Consider the following 12,871-nt stretch of genomic DNA (forward strand, 5'->3'; position numbering starts at 1 on the left):
GAATTGTATTATTCTACTTCATTGTAGTCGAGTACTGTTTTCTTATTTGCCAAGATACGGTCATACTCCTCTTTCGAACCAACGATCAATTTTTCATATTCACGCTGTCCTGTACCTGCCGGAATCAAGTGACCACAGATCACATTTTCCTTCATACCTTCGAGTTTATCAACCTTACCGTTAATAGCAGCTTCATTCAATACCTTCGTTGTTTCCTGGAAGGAAGCAGCCGACATAAAGCTTGAAGTCTGTAAAGCGGCACGTGTAATACCCTGAAGAATCTGAGTAGATGTAGCAGCCACAGCATCGCGAACCTCAACAGGTTTCAAGTCACGGCGTTTCAGCATACTGTTCTCATCACGCAGCTTACGGGCAGTTACAATCTGGCCAGCCTGCATACTTTGAGAATCACCAGCGTCAACCACAACTTTCTTGCCCCAGATACGGTCATTCTCTTCCATGAAGTCCAGCTTGTCTACAACTTGCTGTTCCAGGAAGCGAGTATCACCCGGTTCGTCAATCTGTACTTTACGCATCATTTGGCGAACGATAATCTCGAAGTGCTTATCATTGATCTTCACACCCTGCAAGCGGTATACATCCTGAACTTCATTCACGATATATTCCTGTACAGCTGTAGGACCTTTAATAGCCAGGATATCCGCAGGAGTAGTAGCACCGTCAGACAATGGAGTACCAGCACGTACATAGTCATTTTCCTGTACCAGAATCTGTTTGGATAATGCAACCAGATATTTCTTAACCTCACCAGTCTTGGAAGTTACGATGATCTCACGATTACCACGTTTGATCTTACCCATTGTAACCTCACCATCAATTTCAGAAACGACAGCAGGGTTAGATGGATTACGAGCTTCAAACAATTCGGTAACACGAGGAAGACCACCCGTGATATCACCCGCCTTACCTACGGCACGCGGAATCTTCACGATTACTTCACCGGCTTTCACTTTCTGACCATTTTCGATAATCACGTGACCACCCACCGGCAAGTTGTAAGTACGTATTAAATCACCATCTTCCGTCAGGATATGAGCTGTAGGAACCTTCGTCTTATCCTTAGATTCAATAATGATAATTTCGCGAAGACCTGTAGCTTCATCCGATTCAACCTTATAAGTAACGTTTTCAATTACGCCCTCAAATTCGATCTTACCAGTTGCTTCCGTGATAATAACAGCGTTGAACGGGTCCCATTTAGCAATCAACTTGCCTTTTTCTACCAGTTCCCCATCACCTACATATAACGTTGAGCCATAAGGTACGTTATGAGTAGAAAGAACGATACCAGTATTTACATCTACGAAACGGACTTCAGCCAAACGACCTACTACCACTTTCGCAGACTCACCCATTTCATCAACGATATCCACAGTACGCAACTCCTCAAATTCAAGACGTGCATTATTTTTAGCAACGATACTTGCATTTGCTGCGATATTGGCAGCAGTACCACCGGCGTGGAACGTACGCAATGTCAACTGTGTACCCGGCTCACCGATAGACTGAGCAGCGATTACTCCGACAGCTTCACCCTTCTGAACCATACGGCTCGTAGCCAGGTTACGTCCGTAACATTTAGCACAAACACCCTTTTTAGCTTCACAAGTCAATACCGAACGGATTTCAACACTCTCGATCGGAGAATTTTGAATCTTCTTACCGATTTCTTCTGTGATTTCTTCTCCACCGGCAACTATCAATTCACCAGTAGTCGGATGAATAATATCATGTACGGAGACACGTCCCAAGATACGTTCATACAGAGTAGCAATAACTTCATCGTTATTCTTAAGGTCTGTACAAACCAATCCACGGAGTGTACCACAGTCTTCTTCTGTAATAATCACATCATGTGACACATCCACCAGACGACGAGTCAAATAACCGGCATCGGCAGTCTTCAAAGCGGTATCCGCCAAACCTTTACGAGCACCGTGGGTAGAGATAAAGTACTCCAACACCGAAAGTCCTTCTTTAAAGTTCGACAAGATCGGGTTCTCAATGATCTGACCACCTTCAGCACCTGCTTTCTGGGGTTTTGCCATCAAACCACGCATACCTGACAACTGACGAATCTGTTCTTTAGAACCACGGGCACCTGAGTCAAGCATCATGTAAACAGAGTTAAATCCTTGATCATCCGAAGAAATAGTCTTCATCAAGATGTTAGACAACTCAGAGTTAACATGTGTCCAGATATCAATTACCTGATTGTAACGTTCGTTGTTGGTAATGAAACCCATGTTATAGTTGTTAACGACTTGTTCAACTTCGTCGTAACCCTTCTGTACCAAAGTTTCTTTTTCCTTCGGAATGATAATATCACCCAAGTTGAATGACAGACCACCCTTGAACGCCATCTGATAACCCAAATTCTTGATTCCATCCAGGAAGTCCGCGGCCTTAGCCACACCACATACCTTAATTACATCACTAATAATATCACGAAGAGATTTTTTAGAGATAATAGTATTGATATACCCTGCTTCAGGGGGAACGATTTCATTCACAATCACACGTCCTACTGAAGTTTCGCGCATTACGTCTACAATGTTACCATTTTCGTCAACGTCTTTCACGATTACTTTCACCGGAGCGTGAATATCCACTTTACCTTCGTTATAAGCAATCAATGCTTCTTCCGGACCGTAGAATGTCAAACCTTCCCCCTTTGCACCGGCACGTAACTTGGTAATGTAGTATAGACCAAGAACCATATCCTGTGCAGGCACAGTAATAGGCGCACCATTTGCCGGATTCAAGATATTATGTGATTGAAGCATCAACATCTGTGCTTCAAGAATTGCTTCATTGCTCAAAGGCAAGTGAACAGCCATCTGGTCACCGTCAAAGTCGGCGTTGAATGCCGTACATGCCAACGGATGCAGCTGGATAGCTTTACCTTCAATCATTTTTGGCTGAAAAGCCTGGATACCCAAACGGTGCAATGTCGGAGCACGGTTCAACAGTACCGGATGCCCTTTCATTACATGTTCCAAGATGTCCCAAATCACCGGTTCCTTGCGGTCAACGATTTTTTTCGCAGACTTAACAGTCTTAACGATACCACGTTCGATAAGCTTGCGGATAATAAACGGTTTGTACAGTTCGGCAGCCATCAATTTAGGAATACCGCACTCACCCATTTTCAATTCAGGACCAACGACGATTACCGAACGAGCAGAGTAGTCAACACGTTTACCCAGCAAATTCTGACGGAAACGTCCTTGCTTACCTTTCAAACTGTCGGACAGTGATTTCAACGGACGGTTGGCATCTGTCTTTACAGCACTTGATTTACGTGAGTTATCAAACAAAGAATCGACAGATTCCTGAAGCATACGTTTTTCATTACGCAAGATTACTTCCGGAGCCTTGATTTCAATCAGTCGTTTCAAACGGTTGTTACGGATAATCACACGACGATAAAGGTCGTTCAAGTCAGATGTAGCAAAACGGCCACCATCCAGCGGAACCAACGGACGAAGTTCAGGCGGGATAACCGGTACGATACGTACAATCATCCATTCCGGTTTGTTGCGTCCGCGTGATGCACGGAACGATTCTACTACCTGAAGACGTTTCAAAGCTTCATTCTTACGTTGCTGGGACGCATCGTTTCCGGCGCGGTGACGCAATTCGTAAGACAAAGCATCCAGATCCAAACGAGCCAGCAAATCATAAATAGCTTCGGCTCCCATCTTAGCGATGAATTTGTTCGGATCATTATCTTCAAGATATTGATTGTCCTTTGGAAGCGTATCCAGAATATCCAGATATTCTTCTTCAGAAAGCAAATCATATTCAGCTACGCCATCTTCAGCTTTTACACCCGGCTGAATAACAACATAACGTTCGTAGTATATAATCGAATCCAGTTTCTTTGTCGGCAATCCGAGCAAATAACCGATTTTATTAGGGAGCGAACGGAAATACCAGATGTGAGCCACCGGCACAACCAACTGGATATGTCCCATACGTTCACGACGCACCTTCTTCTCAGTAACTTCCACACCACAACGGTCGCAGACGATACCTTTATAACGGATACGTTTGTATTTACCGCAATGGCACTCATAGTCCTTGATAGGACCAAAAATGCGCTCGCAGAACAAACCGTCACGCTCGGGTTTGTACGTACGGTAATTAATGGTTTCAGGCTTCAAAACTTCACCACTCGAATTCTCCAGGATTTCTTCCGGGGAAGCCAGACCAATCGAGATCTTCGAGAAATTACTTTTCGACTTATTTTCTTTTCTAAAAGCCATACTCTATATAATTGAGATTTGATAATTGAATCATTGGAAATTGAAAAGACACGGATGTCAACAAGCCTTCATCGGCTTGTTGACATCACGTATTCTTCATTATATTATTCTAGGTTGATACTCAAACCTAAACCTCTCAACTCGTGTAACAATACGTTCAAGGATTCCGGTATACCAGGTTGCGGCATCGGTTCCCCCTTCACTATTGCTTCATAAGCCTTTGAACGTCCTACCACGTCATCAGACTTGATAGTCAGGATTTCCTGCAGGATATGAGCAGCACCAAATCCTTCGAGTGCCCAAACCTCCATTTCTCCGAAACGCTGACCACCGAATTGTGCCTTACCACCAAGAGGCTGCTGAGTAATCAATGAGTACGGACCGATAGAACGAGCATGCATCTTATCTTCAACCATGTGGCCTAACTTCAACATATAAGTTACACCCACAGTTGCCGGCTGGTCAAACTGCTCACCTGTACCACCATCACACAGATAAGTTTTACAGTAGCGGGGCAATCCTGCCTTGTCTGTCCATTCATTCAGATCCTCCATTGTAGCACCATCAAAGATAGGAGTCGCGAATTTCACACCCAATGTCTTTCCGGCACGTCCAAGTACAGCTTCAAAAATCTGACCGATGTTCATACGAGAAGGCACACCCAACGGATTCAATACAATATCGACCGGAGTACCGTCTGCCAAGAACGGCATATCTTCCTGACGTACGACACGTGACACGATACCCTTGTTACCGTGACGACCTGCCATCTTATCACCAACACCGATCTTACGTTTCTTGGCAATATATACTTTAGCCATCTGAATGATACCTGCAGGAAGTTCATCGCCAATAGTAATAGCAAACTTCTTACGCTTCAATTCAGCATCCAGTTCTTTATATTTCTTGATGAAATTCATCACCAAGTCACGAATCATGCCGTTGATATGGTCGTCATTCGTCCAGTTACTTAACTGAATAGAAGTAAAGTCAAGTGAATCAAAGTCAGACGCGCTGAATTTAGCCCCCTTAGCAATCACTTCCGCACCCAGATAATCTTTCACACCCTGAGAAGTCTTACCTTCTGTCAAAGTCATCAGTTTCTTAACCAGGATACGTTTCAAGTCCGCTACCTTTGATTCGAATTCATCATCGATCTTAGGCAACAATGCCTTATCAGCAAGCTTAGAGCTACGATTCTTGATAACACGTGAGAATAACTTCTTGTCGATAACAACACCTTTCAAAGAAGGAGAAGCTTTCAGTGAAGCATCTTTCACATCACCGGCCTTATCACCAAAGATTGCACGAAGCAGTTTTTCTTCAGGAGAAGGATCAGACTCACCTTTCGGAGTAATCTTACCGATCATGATATCACCCGGTTCGATACGAGCACCAATTCTTACGATACCGTTTTCGTCCAGATCCTTAGTAGCTTCTTCACTCACATTCGGGATATCAGAAGTCAATTCTTCCATACCACGCTTTGTTTCACGAACTTCCAAAGAATATTCTTCTACGTGAATTGAAGTCAGCAAGTCCTCGCGTACCACACGCTCGTTCAAAACGATAGCATCCTCATAGTTGTAACCCTTCCAAGGCATATAAGCAACCAACAGGTTTTTACCCAGTGCCAGTTCACCCTTTTCAGTAGAATAACCTTCGGTCAATATATCGCCTTTCTTCACACGTTGTCCTCTCTCACAAGTCGGGCGTAAGTCAATCGTCATGTTCTGATTGGTCTTACGGAATTTAGGCAATCTATATTCCTTCAAAGCTGGTTCGAAGCTTACAAATTCTTCATCCTCTGTACGGTCATACAAAATACGAATCGTAGTAGCATCCACGTAATCAACTACCCCATCCCCTTCCGCAGTAACCTGCGTACGAGAATCTCTAACCAACTGACGTTCGATACCTGTACCAACAATCGGCGCCTCGCTTCTCAACAATGGAACTGCCTGACGCATCATGTTTGATCCCATCAATGCACGGTTAGCATCATCATGTTCCAGGAACGGAATCAATGAAGCTGCGATTGATGCAATCTGCTGGGGAGAAACGTCCATCAAGTCCACTTCCTGTGGTTCAACAACCGGGAAATCAGCATCCTGACGAGACTTAACTTTATTACGCACGAATGTACCGTCATCATTCAACGGAGCATTACCCTGTGCAATAACCTTTTCCTCCTCTTCTTCGGCAGTCAGATAAATCAGACCGTTATCAGAAAGATCCACTTTTCCGTTTTCAACCTTGCGATACGGAGTTTCAATGAATCCGAGTTCATTAATTTTTGCGAATACACACAATGAAGAAATCAAACCGATGTTCGGACCTTCAGGAGTCTCGATCGGGCAAAGACGACCATAGTGTGTGTAATGAACGTCACGAACCTCAAATCCGGCGCGTTCACGGGAAAGACCACCAGGACCCAGCGCAGACATACGACGCTTGTGCGTGATTTCAGCCAACGGGTTTGTCTGGTCCATGAATTGAGACAAGGCATTCGTTCCGAAGAAAGAGTTGATTACAGAAGAAATAGTCTTCGCGTTAATCAAATCAATCGGAGTGAACACTTCATTGTCGCGAACGTTCATACGTTCACGAATCGTGCGGGACATACGAGCCAAACCAACAGCAAACTGGTTAGAAAGCTGTTCGCCCACCGTACGCACACGACGGTTGCTCAAGTGGTCAATATCATCCACATCTGCCTTAGAGTTAATCAACTCAATCAGATATTTGATGATTTCAATGATATCTTCCTTCGTGAGGACACGCACGTCCATATCAGTCGTCAAGTTCAACTTCTTGTTGATTCTGTAACGACCTACATCACCAAGGTCATATCGTTTTTCTGAGAAGAACAAGTTGTTGATAACTTCACGTGCACTTGCGTCATCGGCCGGATCGGCATTACGCAACTGACGGTAGATATACAACACAGCTTCCTTTTCCGAGTTACTCGGGTCCTTCTGCAGTGTATTATATATAATAGAGAAATCGGACTGGTTCGGTTCATCCTTATGCAAAAGAATATTTTGAACTCCCGATTCCAGGATTTCATCCACGTGCACTTCTTCCAATACGGTTTCACGGTCGATAATAACCTCGTTACGTTCGATAGAAACCACTTCACCGGTATCTTCATCAACGAAATCTTCAATCCATGTTTTCAAGACACGTGCAGCCAGTTTGCGGCCCAGCACTTTCTTCAGATTTGTCTTGTTAACCTTCACATCTTCTGCAAGGTTGAAAATTTCAAGAATATCTTTGTCATTCTCGAAACCAATCGCACGCAACAGAGTAGTTACCGGCAATTTCTTCTTACGGTCAATGTATGCATACATCACATTATTGATGTCGGTAGCAAACTCAATCCACGAACCTTTAAACGGAATAATACGAGCCGAATAAAGTTTCGTACCATTGGCATGTACACTTTGGCCGAAGAACACACCCGGAGAACGGTGAAGCTGTGACACAACTACGCGTTCGGCACCGTTAATGACGAAAGTAGCCTTATCAGTCATGTAAGGAATCGGTCCGAGGAATACGTCCTGAATCACCGTATCAAAATCCTCATGATCGGGATCCGTACAGTAAAGCTTAAGTTTCGCTTTTAAAGGAACACTATAAGTGAGCCCACGCTCTATACAATCATCGATGGTATAACGCGGCGGATCAATATAATAGTCCAGAAACTCAAGAACAAAATTGTTTCTAGTATCGGCAATAGGGAAGTTTTCAGCAAATACTTTATACAATCCCTCATTCTTACGCTTTTCAGGTGGGGTATCTAATTGTAGAAAGTCTTGGAATGACTTCAATTGTACTTCCAGGAAATCCGGATATTCGAGCGGATTCTTAGTCGAAGCAAAATTAACTCTTTGATTTACAGTATTTGAAGACATCTATTAATGAATTTGGAGAACTTAATTTGAAATATATACACAAAAAGGTTAAGAATCCTCTTGCGAAGGATTCCTAACCGAATTACCTGATTACCAGGCCAATGTTATTTAAGTTCAACTTCAGCTCCAGCTTCTTCCAATGTTTTCTTCAATGATTCTGCTTCGTCTTTAGCCAAACCTTCTTTAACTGTGCTAGGAGCACCGTCTACCAAGTCTTTAGCTTCTTTCAAACCTAGGCCACAAGCTTCCTTAACGGCTTTAACAACCTGAAGTTTAGCTGCACCAGCGCTTTTCAACACTACGTCGAAAGAAGTTTGTTCTTCTACAGCAGCAGCACCAGCTGCAGGACCAGCAGCAACAGCAACAGCTGCAGCAGCAGGTTCAATACCGTATTCATCTTTAAGGATAGTTGCAAGTTCATTAACTTCTTTTACTGTCAAGTTAACCAATTGTTCTGCAAAAGCTTTCAAATCTGCCATTTTTTGTATGATTTTAATTGTTTAAATACTTTGTTGTTTTTGAAAATTATTCGGGTCTCTCACCAAGTGTTTTGAGTACGCCGTGAATGGTGTTACCACCTGATTGAAGAGCAGAAATAACATTCTTGGCCGGAGATTGCAACAAGGCAATAACATCAGCGATAACTTCATTCTTACTCTTGATTGCAACGAGAGCATCCAATTGATCTGCACCAACGTAGAAGCTTTCTTCTGCATATGCAGCTTTCAGTCCGGGAATACCGTCTTTCGCTTTATCTTTGATAAGTTTAGCAGGAACGTTTGCAATGTTGCTAAACATAACGGCAGTAGTACCTTTCAAAGAATTGTAAAGAGGTGAAAAGTCTTCTTCCAGGCTTTCCAGTGCTTTGTGAAGCAGCGTGTTTTTAACCAACATCAATTTGATGTCAGATTTAAAACATTCTCTTCTCAATGCGCTGGTAGCAGCAGCGTTCATAGCTGTAACATCTACCAAATAGAAGTGACCATATTCCTTTACTGTAGCAGCAATTTGCTCTATAATCGTACTTTTATCTTCCTTTCTCATTTTTTCTCTGTTTTATTAGATTTCATCCACTGATTTCGGGTCGATTTTGATACCCGCACTCATTGTACTAGAAAGATAAATACTCTTAATATACGTACCCTTTGCCGCAGTCGGTTTCAGTTTGTTCAGAGTAGAGATAAACTCTTTCGCATTGTCGCGAATCTGATCAGGACTGAATGATACCTTACCGATAGAAGTATGAACGATACCGCTCTTATCAACTTTGAAGTCGATTTTACCTTGTTTTACTTCTTTTACAGCCTTAGCAACATCCATAGTTACAGTACCACTCTTCGGGTTCGGCATCAATCCACGAGGACCAAGTACGCGACCGAGTGCACCAATTTTACCCATGATAGATGGCATAGTGATGATAACATCAATATCAGTCCATCCACCTTTGATCTTTTCAATATATTCGTCAAGACCAACATAGTCAGCACCAGCTTCTTTTGCAGCAGCTTCAGCATCCGGTGTACAAAGTACCAATACACGTACTTCCTTACCAGTACCATGAGGAAGTGAAACAACACCTCTCACCATCTGGTTAGCTTTACGTGGATCAACACCTAAACGTACATCTATATCCAGTGAAGCATCAAACTTGGAAAAAGTAATTTCTTTCACCAGAGATGCAGCTTCTTTCAGTGAGTATGCTTTCCCTGCTTCAATCTTTTCTGCAGCTAACTTTTGATTTTTTGTCAGTTTACCCATTACAATTGAAGTTTATTAGTTATTAACCGGGAACTCCCCTTTTACAGCGATACCCATACTTCTAGCTGTACCTGCAACCATTCTCATGGCAGCTTCCACAGTAAAACAGTTCAAGTCAACCATTTTGTCCTGAGCAATCGTACGAACTTGTTCCCAAGTAAGCTCGGCAACTTTCTTACGGTTAGGCTCAGCAGAACCACTCTTTACCTTAGCTACTTCAAGTAATTGAATAGCAACGGGAGGAGTCTTGATTACAAAATCGAAAGACTTATCTGCGTAGTAAGTAATGATAACAGGTAAAATCTTACCTGCCTTGTCTTGGGTTCTGGCATTGAATTGCTTGCAAAATTCCATGATATTGATACCCTTAGAACCTAGAGCAGGTCCAACTGGGGGTGATGGATTTGCAGCGCCTCCTTTAATCTGTAATTTGATTAGTCCAGCAACTTCTTTAGCCATTTTTTTATTGATTTATATATAAACATTAAACGAAGAACAACAACAGCGTAACAATTCCGCGTTATTCTTTTTCCACTTGCATAAAGCCTAATTCAAGCGGCGTTTTGCGCCCGAATATCTTCACCATGACCTTCAGTTTCTTTTTTTCACTATTCACTTCTTCAATGATGCCACTGAATCCGCTGAAAGGACCAAAAGTAACCTTAACAGTTTCCCCAACTACGTATGGAATATTGAGTTCTTCACCCGTTTCCTGCAGTTCGTCAACTGTACCAAGTATACGATTCACTTCTGACTGTCTGAGGGGCACCGGTTTTTCGGAGCCGCCAAGAAAGCCTATCACATTCGGAGTGTTGCGCAAGTGATGAGAAACCTCACCAACCAAAGCAGCCTCCACCAAAACGTAACCAGGAAGATAACTTCTTTCCTTCACAATTTTTTTGCCATTGCGAACCTGGTACACCTTTTCAGTAGGAATCAATACCTGAGATACATATTCACCAAGGTCGCTGTTTTTAAGATCAGCTTCAAGATATTCCTTTACCTTAGCTTCTTTACCACTAATAGCACGCAGAACGTACCATTTTTTTTCAATCTCAGCCATTTTTAATTCCTATTTTTTAATGTGGATAAACAATTTTTTCCATGAAGTTCTGGAAACAGACATCCATACCCCATACTACCAATGCAATAAGCAGGGAAGCATATAAAACAACTACTGCACTGTTAGCAAGTTCAGAATACGTAGGCCACGATACTTTATGAACAAGTTCGTCGTAAGATTCTTTAATATAAGCTATTACCTTTTTCATTTGAATAATATTAGCACGGGAGGAGAGGCTCGAACTCCCGACACCCGGTTTTGGAGACCGGTGCTCTACCAACTGAGCTACTCCCGTGTGTACATAATCAGTTCCCGATTAAAACCGGGAACTGATTAAATATTGTGTATTAGTCAAGAATTTCTGTAATCTGACCAGCACCTACCGTACGTCCACCTTCGCGGATAGCGAAACGAAGACCCGGATTCAATGCTACTGGGTAAATCAACTCAACTGTAATAGTTACGTTATCACCCGGCATTACCATTTCAGTTCCTTCCGGCAAAGTGATTTCACCTGTACAGTCCATAGTACGCAGATAGAACTGAGGACGATATTTGTTGTGGAACGGAGTGTGACGACCACCTTCTTCTTTCTTCAGGATATAAACCTCAGCTTTGAATTTAGAGTGCGGTTTAATCTGACCCGGTTTGCAAAGAACCATACCACGTTTGATTTCGTTCTTATCGATACCACGAAGCAACAGACCTACGTTGTCACCAGCTTCACCTTGATCCAACAATTTACGGAACATTTCAACACCAGTTACAACTGATTTCTTATCTTCACCCAAACCAAGAATTTCAACTTCGTCACCTACATGGATAACACCAGTTTCGATACGACCTGTTGCAACAGTACCACGACCTGTGATAGAGAACACGTCTTCAACCGGCATCAAGAAAGGTTTATCAACATCACGCGGAGGCAGCGGAATCCAGTTATCAACAGCATCCATCAATTCCATAACTTTGTCTTCCCACTTTTCAACGCCGTTCAATGCGCCAAGAGCAGAACCCTGGATGATAGGAGTATTGTCACCATCGAAATCATAGAATGAAAGAAGTTCTCTCATTTCCATTTCAACGAGTTCCAACATTTCAGCATCGTCTACCATATCGCACTTGTTCAAGAATACAACCAGACGAGGTACGTTTACCTGACGAGCCAACAAGATATGTTCGCGAGTCTGAGGCATCGGACCATCAGTTGCAGCACAAACAATGATAGCACCATCCATCTGAGCAGCACCAGTTACCATGTTCTTCACATAGTCGGCGTGTCCCGGACAGTCAACGTGTGCGTAGTGACGGTTAGCTGTTTCGTACTCAACGTGTGAAGTATTAATAGTAATACCTCTTTCTTTTTCTTCAGGAGCGTTGTCGATAGAATCGAAAGAACGCAATTCAGAAAGACCTTTTTTCGCCAACACAGTAGTGATAGCAGCTGTCAACGTTGTCTTACCGTGGTCTACGTGACCGATAGTACCAATGTTTACGTGCGGTTTGGTACGTTCAAATTTCTCTTTAGCCATAGCTTTACTTGTTATTTATTTGATTAATAATCAGCATTTACATCTTTATGAGCTGTTACCGGGATTTGAACCCGGGACCTCTTCCTTACCAAGGAAGTGCTCTACCACTGAGCTATAACAGCAAGAAAAAAGAGCGGAAGACGGGGCTCAAACCCGCGACCCTCAGCTTGGAAGGCTAATGCTCTATCAACTGAGCTACTTCCGCATTCTCGCCAAAGTTGTCACTCTGATCTTGTGGGCAAAGATGGATTCGAACCACCGAAGTCGAAAGACAGCAGATTTACAGTCTGCCCCATTTGGCCACTCTGG

At 42.9% G+C, this 12,871-nt stretch carries 9 protein-coding genes and 3 tRNA genes; all 12 read right to left on the minus strand.

The window, feature by feature from the left end:
- Window positions 1-8: 8 nt before the first annotated feature.
- Window positions 9-4,292, minus strand: a complete 4,284-nt coding sequence (gene rpoC / locus AB5443_RS21990) for a DNA-directed RNA polymerase subunit beta' (protein WP_073347348.1) — start codon at window positions 4,290-4,292, stop codon at window positions 9-11.
- A gap of 104 nt (window positions 4,293-4,396) precedes the next feature.
- Window positions 4,397-8,209, minus strand: a complete 3,813-nt coding sequence (gene rpoB / locus AB5443_RS21995; protein ID WP_073347347.1) for a DNA-directed RNA polymerase subunit beta — start codon at window positions 8,207-8,209, stop codon at window positions 4,397-4,399.
- Between the two features lie 104 nt (window positions 8,210-8,313).
- The gene (rplL, locus tag AB5443_RS22000; protein WP_044655862.1) at window positions 8,314-8,688 is read right to left on the minus strand and encodes a 50S ribosomal protein L7/L12; all 375 of its coding nucleotides are present in this window, start codon (window positions 8,686-8,688) and stop codon (window positions 8,314-8,316) included.
- A gap of 46 nt (window positions 8,689-8,734) precedes the next feature.
- Window positions 8,735-9,253: a 50S ribosomal protein L10 gene (rplJ, locus tag AB5443_RS22005; RefSeq protein WP_044655863.1), complete on the minus strand. Its 519-nt coding sequence runs from the start codon at window positions 9,251-9,253 to the stop codon at window positions 8,735-8,737.
- Window positions 9,254-9,268: 15 nt separating this feature from the next.
- Window positions 9,269-9,967, minus strand: coding sequence for a 50S ribosomal protein L1 (rplA, locus tag AB5443_RS22010; RefSeq protein WP_004296360.1), 699 nt, complete (start codon window positions 9,965-9,967; stop codon window positions 9,269-9,271).
- 15 nt (window positions 9,968-9,982) lie between these two features.
- Window positions 9,983-10,426, minus strand: coding sequence for a 50S ribosomal protein L11 (gene rplK, locus AB5443_RS22015; protein WP_004296361.1), 444 nt, complete (start codon window positions 10,424-10,426; stop codon window positions 9,983-9,985).
- 61 nt (window positions 10,427-10,487) lie between these two features.
- Complete coding sequence (gene nusG, locus AB5443_RS22020) at window positions 10,488-11,030, minus strand: transcription termination/antitermination protein NusG (RefSeq protein ID WP_277135264.1); 543 nt, start codon at window positions 11,028-11,030, stop codon at window positions 10,488-10,490.
- A 16-nt stretch (window positions 11,031-11,046) separates the two neighbouring features.
- Window positions 11,047-11,238, minus strand: coding sequence for a preprotein translocase subunit SecE (secE, locus tag AB5443_RS22025; protein ID WP_004296363.1), 192 nt, complete (start codon window positions 11,236-11,238; stop codon window positions 11,047-11,049).
- 14 nt (window positions 11,239-11,252) lie between these two features.
- A tRNA-Trp gene (locus AB5443_RS22030) sits at window positions 11,253-11,325 on the minus strand.
- Between the two features lie 52 nt (window positions 11,326-11,377).
- Window positions 11,378-12,562, minus strand: coding sequence for an elongation factor Tu (gene tuf / locus AB5443_RS22035; RefSeq protein WP_044655865.1), 1,185 nt, complete (start codon window positions 12,560-12,562; stop codon window positions 11,378-11,380).
- 50 nt (window positions 12,563-12,612) lie between these two features.
- Window positions 12,613-12,684: transfer RNA gene (locus AB5443_RS22040), tRNA-Thr, on the minus strand.
- A gap of 10 nt (window positions 12,685-12,694) precedes the next feature.
- A tRNA-Gly gene (locus tag AB5443_RS22045) sits at window positions 12,695-12,767 on the minus strand.
- Window positions 12,768-12,871: the final 104 nt, after the last annotated feature.

This window comes from Bacteroides sp. RTP21281st1_H5_RTP21281_210402 (assembly GCF_040918965.1).
Lineage (GTDB): Bacteria > Bacteroidota > Bacteroidia > Bacteroidales > Bacteroidaceae > Bacteroides > Bacteroides congonensis.